This is a genomic window from Streptomyces sp. NBC_01506, from assembly GCF_045040295.1.
Taxonomy (GTDB): domain Bacteria; phylum Actinomycetota; class Actinomycetes; order Streptomycetales; family Streptomycetaceae; genus Streptomyces.
On sequence record NZ_CP109422.1, the window covers coordinates 4,212,355 to 4,237,480 of the forward strand.

Annotated in this window: 20 protein-coding genes and 1 pseudogene; 7 read left to right on the forward strand and 14 right to left on the reverse strand. The window is 67.7% G+C overall.

Going from position 1 to position 25,126, the window contains the following annotated elements:
- Positions 1 to 28 precede the first annotated feature (28 nt).
- A complete protein-coding gene (locus tag OG329_RS18285; protein WP_405796418.1) occupies positions 29 to 547 on the reverse strand; it encodes a DUF2617 family protein in 519 nt (172 codons plus the stop codon).
- A gap of 808 nt (positions 548 to 1,355) precedes the next feature.
- Between OG329_RS18285 and OG329_RS18290 the strand changes: the two genes are divergently transcribed.
- A complete protein-coding gene (locus tag OG329_RS18290) occupies positions 1,356 to 2,573 on the forward strand; it encodes a pyridoxal phosphate-dependent aminotransferase (protein WP_405796419.1) in 1,218 nt (405 codons plus the stop codon).
- An 82-nt stretch (positions 2,574 to 2,655) separates the two neighbouring features.
- Here OG329_RS18290 and OG329_RS18295 read toward each other — a convergent pair whose 3' ends face one another.
- Together OG329_RS18295 and OG329_RS18300 are read right to left on the reverse strand one after the other, a co-directional pair.
- Positions 2,656 to 2,928, reverse strand: coding sequence for a hypothetical protein (locus tag OG329_RS18295; RefSeq protein WP_405796421.1), 273 nt, complete (start codon positions 2,926 to 2,928; stop codon positions 2,656 to 2,658).
- Between the two features lie 75 nt (positions 2,929 to 3,003).
- Complete coding sequence (locus OG329_RS18300; RefSeq protein ID WP_405796423.1) at positions 3,004 to 3,489, reverse strand: prevent-host-death family protein; 486 nt, start codon at positions 3,487 to 3,489, stop codon at positions 3,004 to 3,006.
- 42 nt (positions 3,490 to 3,531) lie between these two features.
- Between OG329_RS18300 and OG329_RS18305 the strand changes: the two genes are divergently transcribed.
- Positions 3,532 to 5,088 (forward strand): mannosyltransferase family protein, encoded by a 1,557-nt coding sequence (locus OG329_RS18305; protein WP_405796425.1) that lies wholly within the window; start codon positions 3,532 to 3,534, stop codon positions 5,086 to 5,088.
- Positions 5,089 to 5,113: 25 nt separating this feature from the next.
- On the opposite strand, the gene OG329_RS18310 is transcribed toward OG329_RS18305, so the two are convergent.
- Both OG329_RS18310 and clpB read right to left on the reverse strand, forming a co-directional pair.
- Positions 5,114 to 5,659, reverse strand: coding sequence for a YbjN domain-containing protein (locus OG329_RS18310; RefSeq protein WP_405796427.1), 546 nt, complete (start codon positions 5,657 to 5,659; stop codon positions 5,114 to 5,116).
- Between the two features lie 240 nt (positions 5,660 to 5,899).
- Positions 5,900 to 8,482 (reverse strand): annotated as a pseudogene (gene clpB, locus OG329_RS18315) (ATP-dependent chaperone ClpB); the annotation flags it as partial.
- Positions 8,483 to 8,647: 165 nt separating this feature from the next.
- Here clpB and OG329_RS18320 point away from each other — a divergent pair.
- A complete protein-coding gene (locus OG329_RS18320) occupies positions 8,648 to 9,052 on the forward strand; it encodes a pyridoxamine 5'-phosphate oxidase family protein (protein ID WP_405796429.1) in 405 nt (134 codons plus the stop codon).
- A 182-nt stretch (positions 9,053 to 9,234) separates the two neighbouring features.
- Here the strand turns inward: OG329_RS18320 and OG329_RS18325 are convergent, their stop codons facing one another.
- A complete protein-coding gene (locus OG329_RS18325) occupies positions 9,235 to 9,555 on the reverse strand; it encodes a hypothetical protein (protein ID WP_023539836.1) in 321 nt (106 codons plus the stop codon).
- A 290-nt stretch (positions 9,556 to 9,845) separates the two neighbouring features.
- On the opposite strand from OG329_RS18325, the gene OG329_RS18330 reads away from it, so the two are divergent.
- The 3 genes from OG329_RS18330 to OG329_RS18340 all read left to right on the forward strand — a co-directional run bounded on the left by OG329_RS18330 (position 9,846) and on the right by OG329_RS18340 (position 13,082).
- The gene (locus tag OG329_RS18330; RefSeq protein WP_405796431.1) at positions 9,846 to 10,829 is read left to right on the forward strand and encodes a helix-turn-helix transcriptional regulator; all 984 of its coding nucleotides are present in this window, start codon (positions 9,846 to 9,848) and stop codon (positions 10,827 to 10,829) included.
- 330 nt (positions 10,830 to 11,159) lie between these two features.
- Entirely contained in the window at positions 11,160 to 12,017 is an 858-nt protein-coding gene (locus OG329_RS18335; protein WP_405796432.1) for a LuxR C-terminal-related transcriptional regulator, read from the forward strand.
- A 33-nt stretch (positions 12,018 to 12,050) separates the two neighbouring features.
- Positions 12,051 to 13,082 (forward strand): LuxR C-terminal-related transcriptional regulator, encoded by a 1,032-nt coding sequence (locus OG329_RS18340; RefSeq protein ID WP_405801898.1) that lies wholly within the window; start codon positions 12,051 to 12,053, stop codon positions 13,080 to 13,082.
- On the opposite strand, the gene OG329_RS18345 is transcribed toward OG329_RS18340, so the two are convergent.
- From OG329_RS18345 to OG329_RS18360, 4 genes are all read right to left on the reverse strand, one after another.
- A complete protein-coding gene (locus tag OG329_RS18345; RefSeq protein WP_405796433.1) occupies positions 13,023 to 13,283 on the reverse strand; it encodes a hypothetical protein in 261 nt (86 codons plus the stop codon). The genes OG329_RS18340 and OG329_RS18345 overlap by 60 nt on opposite strands.
- A gap of 89 nt (positions 13,284 to 13,372) precedes the next feature.
- The gene (locus OG329_RS18350; RefSeq protein ID WP_405796435.1) at positions 13,373 to 17,650 is read right to left on the reverse strand and encodes a hypothetical protein; all 4,278 of its coding nucleotides are present in this window, start codon (positions 17,648 to 17,650) and stop codon (positions 13,373 to 13,375) included.
- 212 nt (positions 17,651 to 17,862) lie between these two features.
- Positions 17,863 to 18,729 (reverse strand): hypothetical protein, encoded by an 867-nt coding sequence (locus OG329_RS18355; protein WP_405796437.1) that lies wholly within the window; start codon positions 18,727 to 18,729, stop codon positions 17,863 to 17,865.
- Positions 18,730 to 18,827: 98 nt separating this feature from the next.
- Positions 18,828 to 19,199, reverse strand: a complete 372-nt coding sequence (locus OG329_RS18360; protein WP_405796438.1) for a hypothetical protein — start codon at positions 19,197 to 19,199, stop codon at positions 18,828 to 18,830.
- A 994-nt stretch (positions 19,200 to 20,193) separates the two neighbouring features.
- Here OG329_RS18360 and OG329_RS18365 point away from each other — a divergent pair.
- Positions 20,194 to 20,577, forward strand: a complete 384-nt coding sequence (locus tag OG329_RS18365; protein ID WP_405796439.1) for a hypothetical protein — start codon at positions 20,194 to 20,196, stop codon at positions 20,575 to 20,577.
- 207 nt (positions 20,578 to 20,784) lie between these two features.
- Here the strand turns inward: OG329_RS18365 and OG329_RS18370 are convergent, their stop codons facing one another.
- The 4 genes from OG329_RS18370 to dnaK form a co-directional block, all read right to left on the reverse strand.
- Positions 20,785 to 21,261: a heat shock protein transcriptional repressor HspR gene (locus OG329_RS18370; RefSeq protein WP_405796440.1), complete on the reverse strand. Its 477-nt coding sequence runs from the start codon at positions 21,259 to 21,261 to the stop codon at positions 20,785 to 20,787.
- Positions 21,262 to 21,266: 5 nt separating this feature from the next.
- On the reverse strand, positions 21,267 to 22,475 hold the full coding sequence (gene dnaJ / locus OG329_RS18375; protein WP_405796441.1) for a molecular chaperone DnaJ: 1,209 nt from the start codon (positions 22,473 to 22,475) through the stop codon (positions 21,267 to 21,269).
- 86 nt (positions 22,476 to 22,561) lie between these two features.
- The gene (grpE, locus tag OG329_RS18380; protein WP_405796442.1) at positions 22,562 to 23,242 is read right to left on the reverse strand and encodes a nucleotide exchange factor GrpE; all 681 of its coding nucleotides are present in this window, start codon (positions 23,240 to 23,242) and stop codon (positions 22,562 to 22,564) included.
- The gene (dnaK, locus tag OG329_RS18385) at positions 23,239 to 25,101 is read right to left on the reverse strand and encodes a molecular chaperone DnaK (RefSeq protein ID WP_405796443.1); all 1,863 of its coding nucleotides are present in this window, start codon (positions 25,099 to 25,101) and stop codon (positions 23,239 to 23,241) included. Before dnaK ends, grpE begins: the two co-directional genes overlap by 4 nt.
- Positions 25,102 to 25,126 lie beyond the last annotated feature (25 nt).

Sequence of the window (25,126 nt, forward strand, 5' to 3'; positions counted from 1 at the left end):
GCCCCGGCCACGGGCTGCCCCGCCCCGGCTACAGCGCGACCGGCACCCGCACCCCCACCCGCGTCCGGGTCACCACCAGCGCCCCTTCCTGGGGATACGCGTGCCAGGTGTGCCAGGACACCTGCCCCTCGATGCGCCGCACGAGCATCGCCGTGAACGCGTGCGGTTCACCCGGGAACGTGCCCGCGAGCCCGTTCGGATGGTCGGCGACCAGCGCGAGCAGTTCCTGCGCGCGCCCCGCGAACGAGCCGTGCGACAACGTCTCGACGCGCGCCGCGAATTCGTACTCCCACTCCCCCACGCGCTCGGCCACGCCGAGCGGCAGTGGCGTGCTGCTGCCGGGGATACAGGCGACCGTTTCGGAGCAACTGCCCTGCTCCTGCTCGAGAAGTACCTGGTGGGAGGCGCCGAGAAGTCTCATCTGGACTTTGGCGCCGGCGAGTTCGAGATCGAGGACGGCGAGCGCGGGCAGCGGCTCGCGCCCCAGCGCCCAGGCGAGATCGGCGGCACGGGTGTCGGTGTAGGCGGTGTTGAGGGTTCTGAGCATGGGTCGGCTCCGCAAAACACGAGAACTGAGAACTGACGGAAGTAGGAGATCGTCTGCTCGGCTCCGCGCGAAGGTCCGAGGTTCGAGGCGCCCAAGGTCCGGGGGCTGGAAAATCTCAACAGCGAGAGAATCACGAAGTAAGGGGCGCTCACAGCGTTTTTACCCAACTTGGCGTGGTTTCCATCCCCTCGGGGGCACCACAGTTCAACTGTTCAACGGAATAAGGCACGGAGAGTCGAGATGCGATCAACATGACGGTGCCCGGCGGAAGTTCGTTCCGCCGGGCACCTTCAACGAGCACGGACCGGCTGCCCCGTGTCAGCCGCCTCCGCCGCCGCACCCCCCGCCGCCTCCTCCACAGGAGGACGAGCCTCCCCCGCAGGACGAGGAGCCGCCGCCGTCCCCCGTGGACCAACCGCCCCCGGCCGAACCACCGCCGCCGCCATCGCCGCCGCCCCCCGTTCCGCCGCCGGAACGGCGCCTCCCGGCGGGGCGGACCTTGCGGTCGCTCCGTGCGCGCAAGCCCCTCGGCAGAGTGACCGCCACGTACAGGAACACCACTATCCACACCAGGAGAAACCCGAAGGCCACTGCCGAAGAGTCCATCGTTCTCACCGTCTTTCCGTCCCCCGAAGCGAGGCCCCCGCGCCGTCGCGGGACGGGCTTCGCCAGTGATCACCTTTCGCACCGTTCCTCTGGGTACTTACGTACCCGTGCACCTGTGTGACTGTCTGACTGAGATGCCCGGTGCCCCGCGAGCCCAAAGCAGACTTGAGCAAGTCCAGAGCTTCGGCGCAGGATGGCCGCCATGACCGCCATGAATCCCCCGGCACCCGCCGCGAGCGACGCCCCGGCGCCCCGGCGCCCTCTGCTCAACCGACGCCTCGCGGAGTTCGGGACGACGATCTTCGCCGAGATGTCGGCGCTGGCCGTGCGGACCGGCGCCATCAACCTCGGGCAGGGCTTCCCCGACACCGACGGCCCGGTGGAGATCAGGGAGGCGGCCGTACGAGCCCTGCGCGACGGCCGCGGCAACCAGTACCCGCCCGGCCCCGGCGTCCCCGAGCTGCGCACCGCGATCGCCGACCACCAGTCGAGGCGGTACGGCCTGACGTACGACCCCGACACCGAGGTCCTGGTCACGGCGGGCGCCACCGAGGCGATCGCCGCGTCGCTGCTGGCCCTCGTGGAGCCCGGCGACGAGGTGATCGCGCTGGAGCCGTACTACGACTCGTACGCCGCCGCCATCGCCCTGGCGGGCGGCACCCGCGTCCCCGTCACGCTGCGCCCCCGCGACGGCGCGTACCACCTGGACCTGGACGAGCTGCGCGCCGCGGTCACCCCACGCACCCGCCTGATCCTCCTCAACAGCCCCCACAACCCCACCGGCACGGTCCTCACCCGCGAGGAACTGACGGCGCTGGCCGCGCTCGCCGTCGAGCGCGATCTGCTGGTCGTCACCGACGAGGTCTACGAACACCTGGTGTTCGACGGCGAACACCTGCCCCTCGCGTCCTTCCCGGGGATGCGCGAGCGCACGGTCACCATCTCCTCGGCCGGCAAGACCTTCTCGTTCACCGGCTGGAAGGTCGGCTGGGTGACGGCCACGCCGGAGCTGGTGACCACGGTCAGGGCCGCGAAGCAGTTCCTGACGTACGTCTCGGCGGGCCCCTTCCAGTACGCCGTCGCCGAGGCCCTGCGACTGCCGGACAGCTACTTCGACGAGCTGCGCGACGACCTGCGCACCAAGCGCGACCTGCTGTCGGCGGGGCTCGCGGCGGCCGGCTTCGAGGTCTACCGCCCGGCGGGCACGTACTTCGTCACCACCGACATCCGCCCCCTCGGCGAAACCGACGGCTTCGCCTTCTGCCGCGCGCTGCCGGAGCGCTGCGGAGTGGTGGCGGTACCGAACGCGGTGTTCTACGACCACCGCGACCAGGGCGCCCCCTTCGTACGCTTCGCGTTCTGCAAGCGCACGGACGTCCTGACGGAAGCGGCAACCCGCCTCAAACGCCTCGCCCCCTGACACCCACCGGCGACCGGACACCCGCCCCGGCGGTACGACGCGGGCAGTGGTCGCTGCCGACCGCAGCCCGATCAGCCGCAGCTCACTCGGTGTCCTTCGGATGCCGTGGCGAGGCATACACGAGAATCACCGTCGAGGTCTCGGGGCTGACCAGGTAGCGGACCCGGCCACCGCTGGTGATCTCGTACTCCCACTGCTCCAGCTCGGACCCTTTCCACTCCTTGGTGGCATGCCTCCCTCGGAGTTGGTGCTGGCGATTCCAGTTGGATCGGGACTGCGGGTCGGTGCGAAGCGCGTCCAGGCAACGATGCGCGTTCGGCAACACGGCTCGGCACAACTGCTCCCATCCCGCCACCGCCTCCGTCCGTACCGAAGACGACGTTCCAACCGCTCAGCGGAGGGACGCTGACCCGATCACCCTTCTTCGGGCTCACGCAGGCACCTCGACCGGACCGAGATCGTCACCGTCGAGCGGACGCCGGGATTCCCTGAGCTGGTCAGGGTCAGCGTTGACGCGGGCAGTGGCGCGCCAGGAAACGATCGTGCGATGCACGACTTCCCCCGCCCCGAGCTCGGCGGCGTCGGACAGCGCTCCAAGAAGCTCGACGGTGAAAGCTCGAACCTCTTCCGCGTCCAAATGCCGCACCCAGGGGAACACCTCGGGCAGCGCGAGCAGGAGCGACTTGGCCCCGTCGTCCTGCTTCATCAGAGCGAGGAAGAGCCGGGAGGCGGTGGTCAGATTCTCCTCGGCGTGCTCCGCGCGCACGGCTGTGGTCAGCACCATGTCGGGCGCATCCCGATGGGTGACGCGGAGATGTCCCAAGGCCGCGGCCCTGGCCGCGACACCCTTCGGATTGCGGGACAGGTCGGTGAAAGAAACGGACTCCGGCTCTGCTGCCAGATGCGAGACGCTCATACTCAGACTGTACTCAGATCGTGTTCTGATTACCACCTGTGGGTGTGTCCGGGACAGTGCGTCTTCCCGGCATCGACACGGCTCGGTGCGCGGTCGGTCGACTGTCTCGCCGTCGCCGAGAGGTGGTGGCCCGGTCACGGGCCCGCGAGTCGGCAGAAGCGCCTGTGTCGCCGGTGGAGAGCGCCCCAACCGCCCCACCCGCCCCGCCCCCGCCCCGCGCGCCTGTCACGTCGACACGCCGCGCGGTTTCGCGCGCCCCTCGTACGGCGCGGCTTCGTACCCGGTCGGCGGGCCAGCGGTCGCGCGCGGTGCGGGGCGCGCGGAGGGTCGGGGCGACCGATCACGCGCGCCCGGAGGTGCCCCCTGTCCGCCGACACGCTCGACACCACCGACACCACCGACACCGCAGACACCACCGGCGCCGCCCCGGCCGTCACCTTCACCACCGTCGGCCCCCGCCGCCGCGCCGCCCGACTCGCCGCGGCGCTGCGCCGCGCCGCCCCCGCGCTCGGGCTGTTCGCCGCCGCCCGGCTCACCGGTGTGCTGGTCCTGTGCCTGTGGGCCGAGCACGTCGGCCGCTCCCCGCACCAACTCCTCACCCGCTCCTGGGACTCCGTCTGGTACACGCGCATCGCCGCCAACGGCTACGGCCACACGCTCCACTTCACCGACGGCGCCGTCCACAGCGACCTGGCGTTCTTCCCGCTCTACCCCGGTCTCGTACGCGCCGTCACCACCGTGCTCCCGCTCGGCGGCGACACCGCCGCCCTGCTGGTCTCCTGGGTCGCCGCCGCGGCCGCCGCCCTCGGCGTCTTCCTCCTCGGCGAACGCCTCCACGGCCGCACCACGGCGGTTGTCCTGGTGCTCCTGTGGGGCCTGCTCCCCCACTCGGTGGTGCTCTCCCTCGCGTACACGGAACCGCTGCTCACCGCCTTCGCCGCCTTCTCCCTGTACGCGGTGCTCACCGGCCGCTGGCTGTGGGCGGGTTCGCTGGCCGCGCTCGCGGGCCTGTCCCGGCCCAACGGGGTCGCGATCGCGGCGGCGGTGTGCGTCGCGGCGGTGTACGAGCTGTGGAAGCGCCGCGCGCACGCCCCCTGGCGGCTCTGGGCGGCGGCTGTCGTCGCGCCGCTCGGCTGGGGCGGTTACGTGCTCTGGGTGGGCGTACGCACCGGCGATCCGCTCCGGGGCTACTTCGCCGTGCAGGGCGGCTGGCGGTCCCGCTTCGACTTCGGCGCCGACAACGTGCTCAACGTACGGGACATCGCGCTACGGCCGACCGAACTCGCCTCCCCCATGACGGCGTTGATCGTCGCCACGGCCCTCGTGCTGTTCGCGCTGCTCGTCGTGGACCGGGAGAACCGCCCACCGCTGCCCGTGCTCGTTTACACGGGGGTCCTGCTCCTGATCGCGGTCGGCGGCGGTGGGTTCTTCGAGTCCAAGCCGCGCTTCCTGCTGCCCGCGTTCCCGCTGCTGCTCCCGCTCGCGTGCGCGCTCACGAAAGCCCGGCCGAGAGCGGCGATCGTGCTGATCGCGGCCCTCGCCGGGCTGTCGTGCTGCTACGGGACGTATCTGCTGGCGCTGGCCCCAATGCCGCTGTAGCCGGCAGGAACAGCCGGAATCGCTGTCAGGCGTCGTCGGCCGGCTTCTCCTCCGCGGGCTTCTCCTCCGCCGGAGTCAGCCCGAAGGTCTCCACGATCCACTTGTCGAACTCGATCGACGCCCGCACCCAACTGACCGTCGACGACACGAAGTGCTCCAGGCTGACCCCGGTGCCGATCAGCATCTGGGCCTCGCCGATGAGCCGGACGGTCGTGGGGCCGTCCTCCTCCTCGTGCACATGGCTGTAGACCTTGGGCCACAGCGTGCGACGGTTCCAGTCGTCGATCGCGTCGAGGATCTTGGGCTTGTCCTCGAGGGCGTGCGGCCGGTCGTAGAACGTCCGCACGGAGAAGACCTGCTGGTCGCCCTCGCCGCGGAACATGAAGTACGTGCGGAATTCCTCCCACGGCGCCGCGAGGTCACCCTCGTCGTCGACGACGTACTTCAGCTCCATCTGATCGAGGAGCTGCTTGACCAGATCCTGGTCGGGGACGACAGGGCCCGCCGGTCCCGCAGCCTGCGGTTGGGGCTGGGCCCCGAAATTCGGAATCGAGGACGGGTCGATGGTCATCGCTGGATTCTCCTGAGGATGGCATGCCGTTGTCTGGCAACGACCCTAGCCGCGATCCCTATGCGGAAACCGTGCACCCCGTCGGCAATCACACGCGGGCCCGCGCGCGGACCCACACGCACACCCGCACCGAGGCCCGACCCAGCCTTACGGCGTCTTCTCCAAAGAAGGCGCCCCCGACGCGGGCCCCACGCCCGCGTCACCGGGCCCCACGCCCGCGTCCTGCGGCTCCTCCCCCCGTGTCAGCGGCCCCACGATCAGCCCGTCCCCCGCGCGCCGCACCCCCACGGTGTCGCCGTCCACCACCTCGCCCGCCAGGATCTCCTTCGCCAGTTGGTCGCCGATCGCCGTCTGGATCAGCCGGCGCAGCGGACGCGCGCCGTACGCCGGGTCGTTGCCCTTCTCGGCGAGCCAGGCGAGGGCGTCGGGGGTGATGTCGAGGGTGAGCCGGCGGTCCGCCAGGCGCTTGGCGAGGCGTGCGATCTGGAGGTCGGCGATCCGGGCCAGCTCCTGCGTGGAGAGGGCCGAGAAGACCACCAGATCGTCCAGCCTGTTCAGGAACTCCGGCTTGAAGGAGCTGCGTACGGCGTCCAGCACCTGCTTCTTCTTCGTCTGCGCCGAGGGGATCGGATCGACCAGATACTGACTGCCGAGGTTCGACGTGAGGATCAGGATGGTGTTGCGGAAGTCCACCGTCCGGCCCTGGCCGTCCGTGAGCCGGCCGTCGTCCAGGACCTGGAGCAGGATGTCGAAGACCTCCGGGTGCGCCTTCTCGACCTCGTCCAGCAGGACCACGCTGTACGGCCTGCGGCGGACGGCCTCGGTGAGCTGGCCGCCCTCCTCGTAACCGACGTAACCGGGTGGCGCGCCGACGAGCCGGGCGACGGAGTGCTTCTCGCCGTACTCACTCATGTCGATACGGACCATGGCCCGCTCGTCGTCGAAGAGGAAGTCGGCCAGCGCCTTGGCCAGTTCGGTCTTGCCGACACCGGTCGGTCCGAGGAAGAGGAACGAGCCGGTGGGCCGGTCCGGGTCCGCGATGCCCGCGCGGGTGCGCCGTACCGCGTCCGACACCGCCCCGACCGCCTCCGGCTGACCGATCAGCCGGTGCCCCAGCTCGGCCTCCATACGAAGAAGCTTGCTCGTCTCGCCCTCCAGCAGCCGCCCGGCCGGGATCCCGGTCCACGCCCCGACGACGTCGGCGATGTCGTCCGGGCCGACCTCGTCCTTGACCATGGTGTCCTTGGCGGCTTCCTGCTTCCCCTCGGCCGCTTCCGCCAACTCCCGCTCCACGGCCGGGATCTCGCCGTGCAGCAGCTCGGACGCGGTGTCGAGGTCGCCGTCGCGCTCCGCGCGCTCCTCCTGCCCGCGCAGCTCGTCCAGCTTCTCCTTCAGCTCACCGACGCGGTCGAGCCCCTGCTTCTCCTTCTGCCAGCGCGCGTTGAGCCCGCGCAGCTCCTCCTCGCGGTCGGCGATGTCGCGGCGCAGCTTCTCCAGACGCTGCTTGGAGGCGGGGTCCGAGGCGGGCTCGAGCGCCTTCTCCTCCATACGGAGGCGGTCGACCGTCCTCTCGAGTTCGTCGATCCCGACAGGCTTGGAGTCGATCTCCATACGGAGGCGGGACGCTGCCTCGTCCACGAGGTCGATGGCCTTGTCGGGCAGGAACCGCGAGGTGATGTAACGGTCGGAGAGCGCCGCGGCGGCCACCAGCGCCGCGTCCGTGATCCCCACCTTGTGGTGCGCCTCGTATCGGCCCTTGAGTCCGCGCAGGATCGCGATCGTGTCCTCGACGTTCGGCTCGGCGACCAGCACCTGCTGGAAGCGCCTCTCCAGCGCCGCGTCCTTCTCGATGCGCTCGCGGTACTCGTCCAGCGTCGTCGCGCCGACCATGCGCAGCTCGCCGCGCGCCAGCATGGGCTTGAGCATGTTGCCCGCGTCCATGGCGGAGTCGCCGCCGGCGCCCGCGCCCACGACGGTGTGCAGCTCGTCGATGAACGTGATGATCTGCCCGTCGCTCTCCTTGATCTCGGACAGGACGGTCTTCAGCCGCTCCTCGAACTCGCCCCGGTACTTGGCGCCGGCGACCATCGCGCCCAGGTCCAGGGAGACCAGCTTCTTGTTCTTCAGGGACTCCGGCACATCGCCCTTGACGATGCGCTGCGCGAGCCCTTCCACGACGGCCGTCTTGCCGACGCCGGGCTCACCGATCAGGACGGGGTTGTTCTTCGTACGTCGCGACAGCACCTGCACCACGCGGCGGATCTCCTGGTCCCGGCCGATGACCGGGTCGAGCCTGCCCAGGCGCGCGGCGGCCGTGAAGTCGGTGCCGAACTTCTCCAGGGCCTTGTACTGGCCCTCCGGGTCGGGTGTGGTCACCCGGCGTCCTCCCCTTGCCTTCTCGAACGCGTCCAGCAGCTTCTTCGCACCGGCGCCCTGCCGGTCCAGTACGTCCCCGGCCTTGCCGCCCTCGGCCGCGATCCCGATGAGCAGATGCTCGGTCGACACGTAGTCGTCGCCCAGCTTCCGCGCCCGCTTGGCCCCGTCGGCGACGACGCCCAGCAGCCTGCGGTCGGGCTGCGGGGGCGCGACGGTGGAGCCCCGCACGCTGGGCATGTCGGCCAGCAGCCGCTCCGCCCCGGACCGTACCTCAGCCTGGTCGGCGTCCACCGCGACGAGCAGGTCGGTGATGTTCTCGTTGTCCTCGCCCGCCAGCAGCGCGAGCAGCAGGTGCGCGGGGGTCAGATCGGCGTGGCCCGCCGACACCGCGCGCTCGGTGGCGGCGTTGAACGCGTCCTTGCTCTTGTTCGTCAGCTCGGCGTCCACGTGCGTCTCTCTCCTCCTCGACTCGGGCCCGTCCCCTCCCCAACCCTGGGACCTGACCCACCCAGCGTACGCAAAGTTGAGTCTATTCCACTCAACACCAAAGGAGGAACGCCCAACTCCCGCCGCCCCGCCCCCCGGAGGCCGATACGCGCCTATTCTTCCGGCATGGCCCAAGACGTACGCGATCCCGACCCCGAATATCTCGCCTTCTGGCACGAGCGCCACCTGTGCACCCTGACGACGCTCCGGCCGGACGGCACGCCCCATGTGGTGCCGGTGGGCGTGACGTACGAGCCGCAGGCCGCGCTGGCACGTGTCATCACGAACAAGAACTCGGCCAAGGTCGCCAACATCCTGGCGGCGGGCCCCGACGGAGGGCGGGTCGCGGTCTGCCAGGCCCAAGGAAGGCGCTGGGCGACGCTTGAGGGCATCGCGACGGTACGCACAGAGGCCGACAGGGTCGCGGACGCCGTAGGCCGTTACGCGGCCCGCTACGAGCGCGTACCGTCGCCCAATCCGGACCGGATCGTCATCGAGATCGCCGTCACCCGCGCGCTGGGCCGAGGATGACCCGCGGCGTACAGGGGCACGGCGCCGTACGGAAGCACGGCGCCCTACGGAGGAAGCCGGGGAAACCGGGGAAGCGCCGACCCGCACGCGGGCAGCACAGCGGCGCCATCGCGTTTCAGGTCCACGATGGCGCCGCTGTGTGGGGGAAGTGCCGGAGCGATCTACTACGACGGGGGAATCGCTCAGGCACTGCGGGGGGTGGCGGAAATGGTCTGTGGTTCGACCAGTTGGTGGTCACGCTGGTCGAGATTGACGAAAATCATGTCGTACCGAATCGCGCAGCGCACGGGCTGCGGCGCCCCCCGGGGCTTCCTCAGACACCGGTATGCGCGGACGTCCTCGTCCTCCTCGCGGACGACGACCACCGGCTCGCCGAACAGGGTGACCATCAGCGAGTCACCACGGTGTGGGATCGCCGTGACGAGATCGATGAAGTGCCATCCGGACCGGTAGGCCGAGGCCATCTCACGCCGAAAGACCCTGTCGTCGGGCGGGACAGTCATGCGCCCAGATCCACCGGTGCGCTTTCCCACGTGGGCTCACCGGGTGCAGCCAGCTCGACGTGCGCCGGCTCGGTTTCCCAAGTGGGGTCACCGTTCACCGCGACGCTGAACGCAGCCGCGACTACTGCTAGCGCGCAAAGTGTGCGAACCATCCTCTTCATGGACGATCTCCACCCCATTCTGATCACTATCCCTCCCCCCGCGTCTAAGACGATGGCCCACACTTCACGCAACCACCAGCAAGCACGGGCATCATGTTCCTGTAATTCAGGACCCTGAGGGGGTGACAAATGCAGTCAAATAGGGCTACTTCAGGGCACAGGCACAGGCCTGGCGAACTATGCGAAGCAGGCAAAAACCTTTACGCCGCAGCTCTGCGTTCCGGTCGACTGTCCCGGTCGGACACGGAAGCGGCGCCCTGCCTGCTCGACTTGTCCCTGCTGCATCCGGATCCCGACGACGCCCAGTGGTTGCGCCCGGTGCCTCCGGCGATCGCGCTCAACCAGCTCACGCATCCCATCGAGCGTGAGATCCAGGAGCGTCGACAGGTCGCCATCTCGCTCGCGGACACCTTCGAACCGTTCATGACGCTCACCGCCATGGACCCGTCAACAACGCACGCCATCACCGTGCTCGAAGGGCTGAGCCTCATCAACACCACGCTCGACCGCCTCACGGCCGAGTGCACCGAGGAGCTGCTGACCGTCCAGCCCGGCAGCGGACGCAGGCCCGACACCCTGGAGAAGGGGCTGGAGCGGGTGGCACCGCTGCTCAGCAGCGGCGTGAAGATGCGCACCCTCTATCAGCACACCGCTCGCCACCACCCGTCCACGCTGGCCTTCGTGGAACACGTCGCGCCCTACGGCGCCGAGGTACGGACGCTCGAGGAGATCATCGAGCGACTGATCATCATCGACCGAAAGGTGGCACTGGTCCCGGCCCGCAGCGACCGCCAGATCGCCCTGGAGCTGCGTCACGAAGGTCTGGTCCAGTATCTCGTCGGCGTCTTCGAACAGTTCTGGCTGCACGGGAGGCCCTGGGACGAACAGATGTCGTACGCACCGGAGTTGGACGGCATCACCAGCACCCAGCGGTCCATCGCCAAGCTCCTCGTCGACGGCCACGTGGACGAGGCCATCGCGCGCCGGCTCGGCATGAACGTACGCACCTGCCGCGCGCACATCGCGAAACTCAACACCACACTCGGCAGTGGCAGCCGCGCCCAACTCGGCTATCTCATCGCCCAGTCGGGAATCCTGGACCAGGACCACTGACACGTACCCCCATCCATCCACACACCATCACGCCGGGGGAGGGAGGTCGTGGCCGCATCGGGGGGCGACACGGCCACGACCGGGATGTGATCTGGGAGTTGCTCACTCCCAACACCGGCAACGATCCCCGACTAGCTAGAATCCCACCACCGCCATCTTCCTGCATTGCAGAAAACGGGGGGTATCCAAGTGGCAGGAACCGGACCAAAGTTAACGCACCCGCACGGTGATCGGGAACTGTGCGACGAGGCTGTACGGCTCTACACGCAGGCCCTGCGGAACGACGGGATCGGCCGCGCGGCACTGACCGCCGCCCCCTGCCTGACGGACATGGCACTGGTGCACCCCGACCCCATGGACGCCGAATGGCTACGACCCGTACCCCCCTCGGCCGCCCTCGCACACCTGCTGCTGCCCATCACACGGGAGATCCACGAACGCGTACGGCTCACCACCGCCCTCGCCGACTCCCTGGCACCACTGACCGCGGTGCCCAGCCGCGACCCCAATCTCTCGATCACCGTCCTCGAAGGCGTCCCGCTCATCTCCACCGTGCTGCGCGACGCATCAGCCGCCGCCACCAAGGAAATCCTCACCGCACAACCAGGCGGCAACAGGACGAAGGACGAGATGAGCCAGGGACTCATGAACTCTATGGCCGCCATCGAACGGGGCGCCCGGCTGCGGCACATCTACCAACACCCCGCGCGCTACAGCCCGCGCCTGAAGGACTACATGACGCGCGTGCCGGCGGACCGCCTGGAGGTACGCACCGTCGAGCAGACCGTCGAACGCCTCATCATTATCGACCGCGAAATGGCACTCATCCCCGCCAACGCCCAACGCACAACCGCCCTGGAAATCCGGCACCCGGCCCTCGTCACCTACCTCATCCAGGTCTACGACGTGCTGTGGGCGCACGGCACCCCCCTGACCGAACACCTGCCCGCGCCCACTCCCCGCGCCCAGGTCACCTCGGTCCAACAGAGCATCGCCCGCCTCCTCGCCGAAGGAACCACCGACGAGGTCGTGGCCCGCAGAATGGGCATCGGCGTCCGCACCTGCCGCGCCCACATAGCCAAACTCATGCACACCCTCGGCGCCTCCAGCCGCACCCACCTCGGCGCCCTCCTCGTCCAGTCCGGCCTGGTGGCCGCCGGGACGACGCGCCCGCCGGACACGCGCTGAACACCCGTAAGGAACGGGACCCAAGTGGCAGGAATGAAGACAGAGTTGACGCATCCACATGGCGATCGGGAACTGTGCGACGAGGCTGTACGGCTCTACACGGAGGCCCTGCGCAACGACGGGATCGGCCGCGCGGCACTGACCGCCGCTCCGTGCCTGACGGACATGGCACTGGTGCACCCCGACCCCATGGACGCCGAATGGCTACGCCCCGTACCCCCCTCGGCCGCCCTCGCACACCTGCTGCTGCCGATCACACGGGAGATCCACGAACGCGTACGGCTCACCACCGCCCTCGCCGACTCCCTGGCACCACTGACGGCGGTGCCCAGCCGCGACCCCAACCTCTCCATCACCGTCCTTGAGGGAGTCCCGCTCATCACCTCCGTGCTGCGCGAGGCATCAGCCGCCGCCACAACGGAAATCCTCACCGCACAACCAGGCGGCAACAGAACGAAAACATCCCTGGAGCAAGGGCTCAAGAACTCTCTCGCGGCCATCGAACGAGGCGCCCGGCTGCGCCACATCTACCAACACCCCGCGCGGTACAACCCCCACCTCAAGGACTACATGGCGTGCATGCCGGCGGACCACCTGGAGGTGCGCACCGTCGAGCAGACCGTCGAACGCCTGATCATCATCGACCGCGAAATGGCACTCATCCCCGCCAACGCCCAACGCACAACCGCCCTGGAGATCCGGCACCCCGCCCTGGTCACCTACCTCATCCAGGTCTACGACGTGCTGTGGGCGCACGGCACCCCCCTGACCGAACACCTGCCCCCAACAGCCCCGGACACCCCGGTCACCGAGGTCCAGCACAGCATCGCCCGCCTGCTCGCCGAGGGCACGACGGACGAGATGGTCGCGCGCCGCATGGGCATCAGCGTCCGCACCTGCCGCTCCCACATAGCCAAACTCATGCACGCCCTGGGCGCCTCCAGCCGCACCCACCTCGGCGCCCTACTGGTCCAGTCGGGCCTCGCCAAACCCCAGACACCCCATTCAGGACGACCCGTTCTTCTTGTCGGGAAAAGCCACCTTCAAGAAAATAAAAAACAGTGACATAAACACGCCGGGGCCTGCACAGAAAATCACTGCCGGCCCCCACTCGCCAAGTGTTGCGGCAGAAAGATAGGCGGCAGCACTGAGCGCGACGTGGCCGACAAGCAGATTTACCGCGAAGCGCTCCTGCTTCATCGCAAGGAATGGCACGACAGCCCACGCCATCGCCAGGGCCAGATATATGAGGAATCCAAAAGCCACTACGCATCTTCCTTTCTCTCGTGGTCCGCCTTGAAACAGACCTGAGAGCCCGCCAGTCGGACTGGCGGGCCCTCAAGATGAAGTGGAGCCTAGCTGCTGTACTCGTCCGATGGACTGGTGCTCGGCCACGAACAGAACTTGCCGCTGGGGTTGACCCCAGGGCCGTCCAGACCTACGTCAATACCCCATGGATTACCGCTTCGCCCTGTGGTCGGCCCACACTCGCCGTACGGCATTCCATGCCCAGTGAGGTCGATCACCGCGCTGAACGCTTCGAAGTCTCCCTTCAGCAGCGGACTGGCGCTGTTCGTATAGGCGCCGGTCTGATCAATCGCCTTGTCGTCCAGGTACAGGTACTGGTTGGGCATATGGCTGGCTCTGAGGATCGGATCTCCGTCGTAAGGCCGGATTTTCCCGTCCGTACAGAGCTGGAAGCTCAACTCCTGCCAGATAGGCGGTGCCTGATTGTGCAGGGACCCGGTGATGCCCGGCTTGAAGAAGGCGTTGTATATCTCGCCCGCCACCGCCGCGACGGAATCACTCACCACGGGCGAGTTCTCCGCTTCATCCTTCCAGCGAGCGACGGAAGAAGTCGCTCCGGAATCAGCGAGCATGGGCCGGTAGCCGATTGATCCTCCTGACGTGTTCAGAGCGCGCACGCAGGTTCCGCCTTCGACGATGGTGGGGCCGAGGCCCATCGCGGCATATGCGCGGCCGGGCAGGACTCCGGTTGAGTTGGTGTCGGTGGTCGTCTCGAGCCCGTTGTGCTCGTTCATGTCCTTGCTGGTGTAGTTGAGGTCGGGCGGGGCGATGCCGTATTCATCCTCCAGGACCGCGAACGTATCCCGGACGAATCGAGGAAGGTGGGTGTCCGCGGTGCGGTCGTCATATTCGACGAATTCACTCCCCTCGATTATTTTTCCGCTCTCATCTTTCACGAACGAGACCGTAGCCTTGTTACGGATCTTGTAGCTGCCGTCGTCCGTATCGAAGAAGTACGGCTTCGCGTCGCTGGTGGGCCGGTAGGTGTACGGATTGGCGAAGTTCAGCCAACTCGTCATGCCCGCGCCGTCGGGATGGTTCGTCGGATCGGTTCCCGCGTCCCTGACCGCTTGATTCCAGCTCGCCATCGCGGCCTTCGTCTCTGGCATAACGCAGTTCGGAGTCGGCAGGTCGATGCAGGTGGGGACGGAGGTCACCGCGCCGGAGGTCGACACACCCCAGTCGTAGATGGTCTGCCGATTCTTGAACGGAGTGTCGAGCGGCGCCGTGGACTCCGGATCGGTGTCGAGGTTCTGGTGTTCGTCGAAGAAACCGACTGCTTGTACGGTCCTCTCGGTGTAGGTTCCCTGGATCGGCACCACGGCGACCGCGTCGAAGGCGACGTCCAAGTCACCCGTTCCGTCGGGCGTAATGCTGTCGAGCGTCACCTTCGGCTTTCCGTTGAACATAAAGGCGCCGATGGTTTTCCATCTGTTGCCGTCTCCGGGTTGGGAAACAACTCTCGATCGAACTCCCTTACCGGTGTCGACCACGTACTTCGCCTTTTTCGTCTGCGCGCCGTGGTCAGGCAGATGGACCATGATCTTCGCCGGCCCGTTGATGGCCGTGCCGAACGACCAGGTACCAGTGATCTTCAGTCGATTTCCCTTGCTGTCGTTCTGACGGGTGTGGCCGAAGTAGAAGTGACCGCCGAAGCCGGCGCCGAGCTGATGCAGGTCGACCTTGGACGGGTACACCGATTCGGTGGTGTTCTTGTGGAAGGTGAAGGAGAACTCTCCGTCATTGCTCCAGGAGTTGGAACATCCGGGGCGTACCACCGGCGTACCCGTGGGGACGTCGTCGACAATCCGCGCCCCGGCGGGCAGCCCGGTGGTGGAGCACACGGGCGGGTAGGCCGTGCCGTCCGCCTCTTCCGGGTAGGTCTCGTCGAACCGGATGAACTCGAATCCGCAGGTGGTCGAGCAGTCCTCCTTCCATGTGATGGGCTTGTTCCACCAGCACTTGAAGTCGCTGCGGCCACAAGGCCCGCTGAGTTCTGAGTCGTTGGAGGCGCTGTCCGAAATCCGGCTGGGGGTGCACTCGTTGGCACTCGTGCAGAACGCGTCCTCGGGGGCTTTGACCCGGGCGCGATTGTAGAGCGCGCTTCCCTTGATGGACACGGGTTGGTTGGTCCCGTTCCAGGTGGAAGGCCGGAAGGCGGGGACCATCTTGCCGGGGGACTCCAGGAAGGAAGGAGGATGGGCCGCGAAACCGAGGACCTTCTCCTGGTAGGGCCAGTTCTGCGGCCGGGCCGCGGCGCTGGCGTCCTCGCCACCGCTCGCGTTCTCCATGAAGGGGAGTCTGCCGGCGTCCCATTCGGGGTTGGCGGGATTGTTGGCCCAGCCCAGTCCCCAGGGAGACCCGTCAGTCTTCTTCGGATAGAAGCCCGAGTTGTACGCCCACAGTGCGTAGTACCAGTTCTCCGGGCGCAGGGCGCTGCCGTGGTTGACGGTCATCCCGGCTTTGCGGGTGGTGTTCCACTTGTCGACGAGGATCTGTAGCCCTGCGGCGATGTTCGCGGTGTAGTCGAGAGCGACGGCCCGCTGCTTCTGATAGGGCCATGCCGGGAGCTGGCCCTCACCTTCACGACCTGCCATACGCATGTGATCGGTGACCTGGGACACCCCGTACCCGCAGTCCGCCTCGGCGAAGTTGACGTCCCAGTCGTTGCTCGATTCGCCGTCGTAGAGGTCGATGCCGTAGTAGTTGCCGATCAACGGGTTGGCCGTGACACCAGGCACCGCCGACCGCGCCGCCTGCCACATGTTCGACTCCTGCGTGGTGATGCCCAGCATGACCTGGGCCATCACACGGTCACCGCCCTCAACAGGGGGATTGAGAAAGAGAGTCTGCGGTGAGTAGGCGGGCATCCCGAGGTTCTTCCAGTTCGCGGGGCGCGCGATCCAGGTGTTGAGATAGCCCTTGACCGCCTGGTTCACCGCCCATTCCACCTGGCGTGGTTTGGGCTGCATCGCCTGGTTCCGGGGATCGTTGCGCGGTACGGCGCAGGTCCGTTCCTCCTCGACCGGATCCATGGGAGAGGCGTCCGCCGCCGCTCCCGCACCCTTGGCCTTGTCCTGCCCCGGTGAATTGCCGCCGGTCACTCCGGGAGACAGTGCGGTACCTTGCGCGGCGTACGGCGAGGGCCGGCGCTCGGGATCCACCGAGAAGGCCATCCGTCGGCCGGTGTCGAGGAGAGACACGGTCGTCTTCACCGTCCGGCCCTCGCCGGCTTCGCCCGGCAGAAGCATCGTGCCCTTGCCGTCGTCCCACTGGGGAACACCGACCGTGGCGGAGCCCGTCGTGGACACAGTCGCGGTCTTGGCCGTGGTGGGCAGACGTCGGACCACCGCGGGCAGACTCGCCACGGACTTGGTGGGACCCGTGACATAGACGTGCGTTCCGTTGCGGGTCAGCCCGGTCTCGGTGGCCGCGCCCTCAACGAGGACTTCCGGCCGGGTCCGGTCCGCACTGCGCCGGGTCACGTCGGCGGCGGTGACCCTCTTCACCCTCGCGACGGCGTCCCGCTTGTCCAGGAACACCAGACCGCCCGCCTCGTCGGGCGAGAGCCGGTAAGGCACTCCGTCCGTACGCGCCAGCGCGGTGGTCGTACCCGAGGCGTTGACCTGGACGACCGCACCGGCGGCGGCGCCCACCATGCCCGTCTCGCCGAGCGGCACGGCGGAGGTGATCTGGCCCGTGGTGGTGACAGGCCGCTGTGCCTTGCCCGTGACAGTGTCCACACGTATGAGGCGCGTGCCCGGCAGGTCCTCACCGCCGGACTGGGTCAGTACGACATCCTCGCCCGTACCGCAGCCGGGGTTGTAGTAGGAGAGCGATGCCTTGATCTTGAGTTTGCGGACCTTGCCCGTGTCCAGGTCGACCACGGCGGTGAACGCGCCACGGGCCATCAGATCGGCCTTGTTGGTGAATGTGCGAGGGGCGTACACGACGACTGCCCGCTGTCCGGACGCCGTGACACACACATTGCCGATCCACGCGTCGGCGTCGAATCCCGGCTCGGAGAGCGATGCCGCCGTCCGCCATGCGTAGCCGTCCTTCTCACGGGCGGTCAGCAGATGAAATCCACCGGCGTCGCCCGTGGTCGACCAGACCACGTCGCGTGAACTCTCCCAGTCCTCCCCGAGCACCGAGTCCCGCTGTGAGAGCGGCAGTACATCCGGCGGCGGTGGTTCGGTCGCTGCCACATCAGCACCGCTTGGCGATGCGGGCGCGGCCCAGGACAGGGCGGGTAACGTCCCGCTGAGCATGAGGCCGGCGGTGGCGGCCACCAGGATCTTCTTGGTTCTTCGGCGTAGTTCCATTCCGGGCTTCCTCTCCGTCTTCGCCAACCCCGAGTGGGGTGAGCGCACTCCGAAAGAGCCGCCGTCGGTAGTCGTCAACGCTGCCCCGACGGCGGCTCTTTGTGGTGTCGTACGGCGATGGGGCCGATCCGCGCGACGTCACGGATCCGTGCGATGCGCGCCGGAGGGGTATGGGTGCCGCACCGTCGGTACCTGGTCCGGCGCGGAAGGCGTCACCGAAGGCCGGCGCTCCGGTTGACTGCCGCGGCCTTGCCCAGGGTCTTGTTCAACTGTGACTGGGCACCGACGAGAGCCTGTTGGTTGTCGTCGACAAGCTGCTTCTGGATGGTCGTCTCCTCGGCGAACCAGATCTTGACGAGGTCTGTCTCCTGCTTGCACTCGACCTCGGCCGTCGCCACCTCGATCTCATCCTGGTCGGCCGTCTCCGCCTCCGCACCGGCCACGTCGGCTGTCTCCCAGACGGTGTCGACCTGGTACCCGCGGCCCTTCATGCACGACGCCCAGCGCGCCATGGCGGCCTTGACCGCGGGGGTCCGCTGGGAGAGTTCCAGGCTCTCGGTGTTGAGCCGCTCGACCAGTGCCACGTCGGGTGTGGGGGCCTTGCGCCCGACCTCACCGGTGCAGCCGCCTTCCGGCAACTCCTCCCCCTTGAAGGAGGTGAGTGGTTCGCTCCCGTCCTGTCCGGTGAGAACCGTGGCGGCCTCGGGTGTGTCCTGCTCCGGCGGGGGCGTGCTCTCCCGCCCTGTGGAGGGAAGGTGATAGCCGTGCGTCCGCGCCTGCGCCAGATCTGTCAGCCCGTAACGGCGCGGCATGTTGGACGCGTTGTCGGCCGGCGGCGGTGAAGTGCCGAGGTCCTCCGTACGCCAGTCCGTGAACCCGAACCGGTTCATACAGGCGATCTCCGCGGTGTCCCGGGCCTGCTGGACGGCGACCTCCTCGGCGTACGAGATCATGTACGTCTCCAATGGCAGCACCAGGCCCTTGGTGAGACCGCTGGTCGGGACCTTCTCGGGCCAGTTGTCCTCGAAGATCCTCGGTCCCTGAGCCGCGGACCGGGCCGCCGCGCCGTCGTCCGCCACCGTCTGAGGGACCTCTGTCTGCCCCTGACCACAGCCTGCGGAGATCATTGCCAGTGAGGCTGCGGCAAGCGGAACGAGAAGTCGTCGTCGCACAGTCATCACAGCCTCTTACTGCTGGCGTTGTTGTTCTTGAGAGCGGGAATCAAGTTGGCCATGGCCCCGGCCTGGAAGGTCTGATAGGTGCCTCCGTAGCCCGTGTTGTAGTAGATGCGGTGGGCACGCGAGTCACCGTTGGCCGCTCCGGCGGCGTTGTTCTTCACACCCTCGCCCGAGCCGGGGTCGCCCGCACGGCACTTGCTCCCGTTCGGGAGTCCGGTGTCGAACCCGGTTCCGTGGTTGAACTGGTAGCGCACCTGTTGCATACCTGACGACGTCAGTTGGTCGAAGCCTTGGTGCGAGTGCTCGCTCCCATTGGTGATGAAGCACGGGCTCGAGAAGAGTCCGATGTTCCGCATGCTGTTGTAGAACACCGCGAAACATCTGGTCGATGAGCTGCACTCGTCATCCGTGTACGTGACGTAGGCGTTCGCGGGGCTGGTGGGAAATAACAGCGCGGCAGACGCCACTGAGAAGATCAGAGAGAGTCGGCCGATGGGTCTTTTCTTCAAGACGGCTTTCCTTTCGCTCTGCAAAGACGGGGCCACGATGGACAGTTCGTGACTCGCAGCCATGACCAACAATCGCCCAGTAGCGATTGCTTCAACACCCTCACCTTGCTGCATTGCATAAAACGGTGGGCTTCAGAACGGGACAGATCAGCCAAGAACGGAAGCGAACAGCCGGAACGAGCGTGGCGTAGGCCGCAGGCCGTACACGATCCGGACAGGGTCCCGCTGGACGCCGCCCTGGCGGTCACGCCGGGCGGGGACCGCCTCGCGGAGGTCGGGATGCTCCGGGGCCGAGCCGGCAGCACGGCGCAAAGCACGAGAAAACGCCTGGAACATGGTCAGCAACACGGCCCCGGACGCCGGGGGCAGGTGATCGTGAGCTTGGGATGCGCCGGCCCCTGTCCGCCCGCCGCATGGTCCACACGCGGTCCTGAACCGGTCATTTTCAGCCACTCACGCCTCAAGTCCCAGGTGCCCGTGTCGAAAACCAGACCATTTACCGTCGCTCGCTCGACTTCTACCACCGTGCAGATTACTTTGATGCGCTCCAAGGCATGCCCCTGCATAATGCCGTGGCGCGGGAATGAAGGCGCCATCGCACATCTTTGCTCGCGGCAATGAGCCGTCCTGCAAGCGAATCGTTTGGAATAAGCTATTCCGGGATTCGCCGACGCGCTTGTCAAGAAGAGAGTGGAATCACTCGCCCAGGCAGGGAGTGCGGCGCGGAGAGGAAGAGTATTTGGTATTCAAGTGAGGCAGGGTTGAGGCTTGGTTACGAGCGCTGGAACAATCGACTCGATGAAACGGAATCTGCATGCGTCGAACTTTCGCTACTCTCGTCTCTCTCGTCCTGGGAATGGGAGGAATAGGTCTGATCACGGCTCCCACGGCGAGCGCGGCCGGCTACGGGTGCGGTGGGTCGCTGGTCGGTCAGTACAACATCAAGGGGTCCGACAACAGCACGTGGGGAACCATCAACGTCTACTACTCAAGTGCGAGCGGCGGAACCAACTGCATCGTCAACGTGGCCAAGAAGTACGCGGGAACGCCGCATGGGTTGGAGGTCCACCTCTTCCAGGGAAGCCGACGGGCGGATGACAAAGGCAGGTACTCGCAGTACGCCGGGCCCGTCTCGCTGAGCGAAACCAACGGAGATTGCATCACCGTTTCCGGTGAGGTGAGCAACCCCTCGGGGTCAACCGTCGCCATCGGCAAGTGGTCGAACGTCCACTGCGGTTGATGCTGCCCGTCAGCGGTCGCCCTCGCGGGTGACGTCGCGCAAGGTGACCCACCCGACCAGACCGCAAAGAGGCTCCCGTGCCGGAGAGATGAGACTACGACACCTCTCTCGACGCACGGGAGCCTCGTGCGCGAAACGGCCCGCCGGACAAACCGACGGACCGTCATGCGAGATCGCCCGGGCCGGACGGGACCTTAAGAACACGCCCTAGTCCGACGACAGCTTCGGCTTCGGCCGCCACACCACCAGCGCGCTCGCCTGCTGTACGTCCTGATACGGCACCAGGTCCCGCCGGTACGACGCGTGGACCTGGGCCTCGCGCTGGCGCATCGCCGCCGCCGCGCCGTCCACCGCCGCGCCCAGTTCGGCCACGCGCGCCTGGAGCGCCGCGACCTGGTTCTCCAGCTCGATGATGCGCTTGATGCCGGCGAGGTTGATGCCCTCGTCCTGCGACAACTGCTGCACCTGCCGCAGCAGTTCGATGTCGCGCGCCGAGTAACGCCGGCCGCGGCCCGCCGTACGGTCCGGTGAGACCAGGCCGAGGCGGTCGTACTGGCGCAGCGTCTGCGGGTGCAGACCGGACAGTTGGGCCGCCACCGAGATGACGTACACCGGCGACTCTTCGGTCAGCTCGTAGGCTCGGTTGAACGATGAGTGCGGCCGACGCCGCCCGACCCCGTCCATTGGAGTCACGCTCCCTTCGCTGCCTGGAACAGCTCGTCCCGCGGGTTCTCCCCCGCGGTCGCCTTCCGGTAGGTCTCCAGCGCGTCACGGGCCTCGGCGCCGAGATCCTTGGGGACGACCACCTCGACGGTGACCAGGAGGTCGCCACGGCTGCCGTCCTTACGTACGGCACCCTTCCCCCGGGCGCGCATCGTACGGCCGTTGGGCGTGCCCGCGGGCAGTTTCAGCGTGACCGGCGGCCCGCCCAGCGTCGGGACCTTGACCTCGCCGCCGAGTGCCGCCTCCGTGAAGGTGACCGGCACGGTGACGGTGAGGTTGTCGTCCTTGCGGCCGAAGACCGGGTGCGAGCCGACATGGACGACCACGTACAGATCGCCCGCCGGACCGCCGCGCTCACCGGGCGCGCCCTTGCCGCGCAGCCGGATCCGCTGGCCGTCGCTGACGCCCGCCGGGATCCGGACCTGCATGGTCCGCGAGGACCTGGCACGGCCGCTGCCCTTGCAGACGTCGCACGGGTCCTGGGCGATGAGCCCGCGGCCCTTGCAGTCCACGCACGGGTCGGTCAGCGAGAAGCCGCCGCCCGAGCCGCGCGACACCTGTCCGGTGCCCACGCAGGTCGGGCAGACCCGCGGCGAACCGTTCTTGTCGCCGGTGCCCGAGCACGCCTTGCACGGCGCCTGGCTGGACATCCGCAGCGGGACCGTGGCCCCGTCGACCGCCTCGGTGAAACTGAGCGTCACCTCGGACTCGATGTCCTGGCCGCGGCGCGGCTGCGCACGCGTCCCCGTGCCGGGACCGCCTCTGTTGAAGAGGCCGCCGAACACGTCCCCGAGCCCGCCGCCGAAGCCGCCGGCGCCGCTCTGGCCCTGGGACCCCTGGCCGCCGCCCTGGGGGCCGCCTCCGAAGAGGTCGCCCAGGTCGAAGTTGAAGGATCCGCCGCCACCGGCGCCGGGGCCGGCCCGGAAGCCGCCGCCGTTGCCGAACAGCGACCGCGCCTCGTCGTACTCCTTGCGCCGCTTGGGGTCGCCGAGTACGTCGTTGGCCTCGGAGATCTCCTTGAAGCGCTCCTCGGCCTTGGCGTCACCCTTGTTGGCGTCCGGGTGGAACTCGCGGGCGAGCTTCCGGTACGCCTTCTTGATCTCGGCCTCGGTGGCGTCCTTGGGGACGCCGAGAACCTTGTAGTAGTCCTTCTCCACGAAGTCCTTGGTACTCATTCCCGACGTCCCTCCTCACTGCCTGTCATGCGTACTGCCTGTCCGTACGGCCGCCGTACCGCTCGTCCGTACCACCCGTCCGTACGTCAGCCCTCGTCCGGGCCACCGCTCTCCTCGTCCGTCTCCGGCTCGTCGGCGTTCGACGCCTTCTCCCCGGGCTGGACCCCCGGCTGGGGCTCCGCCACGGCGACGCGCGCGGGCCTGATGGTCCGCTCGCCGAACCGGTACCCAGGCTGGAGGATCGCGACGCACGTGTCCTCGGTGACATCCGGCGCGTAGCTGTGCATCAGGGCCTCGTGGATCGTCGGGTCGAAGGGCTCGCCCTCCTTGCCGAACTGCTGGAGGCCCATCTTCGCGGCCACCGTCTCCAGCGATTCCGCGACCGACTTGAACCCGCCCACCAGCTCGGCGTGCTCCCGCGCGCGCCCGATGTCGTCGAGCACGGGCAGCAGCTCGGTCAGCAGGCTCGCGACAGCGATCTCCTTGACCGAGACCCGGTCCCGCTCGACCCGGCGGCGGTAGTTCTGATACTCGGCCTGGAGCCGCTGGAGGTCGGCCGTGCGCTCACCGAGCGCCGTACGGACCTGGTCCAACTGAGCGATCAGCGCGGTCTGTGTGGCGTCTTGCTGTACGTCCCCGGCCGGGGGGGCCGCCGGGCCCGGCTCCTTCGCGGAGTCCGGCTCGGCGGCCTTCGGCGCGGCGTCATCGGGGGTGGCGCCTGAAGGGACGTCGGGCTCCTCTTCGAAGCCCGGAGTCTCCTCCGTCACGCGGCACCGTCCTTCTTGGGCTTCTCGTCGTCGACGATCTCGGCGTCCACGACATCGTCCGCGCCGTCGGCGGGACCGGCGGGACCGGCCTGCTCCGTGCCCGGGGCGTCGGTGGCACCGTCGGCCTGCGCGTTGGCGTACATGGCCTGGCCGAGCTTCTGCGAGACGGCGGCGACCTTCTCCGTGGCCGTACGGATCTCGGCCGTGTCCTCACCCTTGAGCTTCTCCTTCAGCTCGCCGATGGAGGTCTCGACCTCGTCCTTCACGTCACCGGGGACCTTGTCCTCGTTGTCCTTGAGGAACTTCTCCGTCTGGTAGACGAGCTGTTCGGCCTGGTTGCGGGTCTCGGCGGCCTCGCGACGGCGGTGGTCCTCGTCCGCGTACTGCTCGGCCTCTTCACGCATCCGGTTGACCTCGTCCTTCGGCAGCGAGGAGCCACCGGTGACGGTCATCTTCTGCTCCTTGCCGGTGCCGAGGTCCTTCGCGGCCACGTGCATGATGCCGTTGGCGTCGATGTCGAAGGCGACCTCGATCTGCGGCACACCGCGCGGGGCGGGCGGCAGTCCGGTCAGCTCGAACATTCCGAGCTTCTTGTTGTACGCCGCGATCTCGCGCTCGCCCTGGTAGACCTGGATCTGCACCGACGGCTGGTTGTCCTCGGCCGTCGTGAAGATCTCGGAGCGCTTGGTCGGGATCGTCGTGTTGCGCTCGATGAGCTTGGTCATGATGCCGCCCTTGGTCTCGATACCAAGAGACAGCGGGGTGACGTCGAGCAGCAGGACGTCCTTGACCTCGCCCTTGAGGACACCGGCCTGGAGGGCGGCACCGATGGCCACGACCTCGTCCGGGTTGACGCCCTTGTTGGCGTCACGGCCGCCGGTGAGCTCCTTGACGATCTCGGCGACGGCGGGCATACGCGTGGAGCCGCCGACCAGGACCACGTGGTCGATCTCGGACAGCGCGATGCCGGCGTCCTTGATGACGTTGTGGAAGGGGGTCTTGCAGCGCTCCAGCAGGTCGGCCGTGAGCTGCTGGAACTGAGAGCGCGTGAGCTTCTCGTCCAGGTGCAGCGGGCCTTCGGCGGACGCCGTGATGTACGGCAGGTTGATCGTGGTCTCGGTGGAGGACGACAGCTCGATCTTCGCCTTCTCCGCGGCCTCGCGGAGACGCTGGAGAGCCATCTTGTCCTTGGCCAGGTCCACGCCGTGACCGTTGGCGAACTGCTTCACCAGGTAGTCGACGACACGCTGGTCCCAGTCGTCACCACCGAGGTGGTTGTCACCGTTGGTGGCCTTCACCTCGACGACGCCGTCACCGATCTCCAGGAGCGACACGTCGAAGGTGCCGCCGCCGAGGTCGAAGACGAGGATCGTCTGGTCGTCCTTGTCGAGCCCGTACGCCAGCGCGGCGGCCGTCGGCTCGTTGACGATACGCAAGACGTTGAGGCCCGCGATCTCGCCGGCCTCCTTCGTGGCCTGGCGCTCTGAGTCGTTGAAGTAAGCCGGGACGGTGATGACCGCGTCCACGACCTTCTCACCGAGGTAGGACTCCGCGTCGCGCTTCAGCTTCTGAAGGACGAACGCGGACATCTGCTGCGGGTTGAAGTCCTTGCCGTCGAGGTTGATCTTCCAGTCGGTGCCCATGTGGCGCTTGACCGACCGGATGGTCCTGTCGACGTTCGTGACTGCCTGGCGCTTGGCGACCTCTCCGACGAGCACCTCGCCGTTCTTGGCGAAGGCGACGACGGACGGCGTGGTCCTGGCGCCTTCGGCGTTGGTGATGACGGTGGGCTCGCCGCCTTCGAGAACGCTGACGACGGAGTTAGTCGTGCCCAGGTCGATGCCGACCGCACGTGCCATTTCGATTCCTCCAACTGACTTGAGT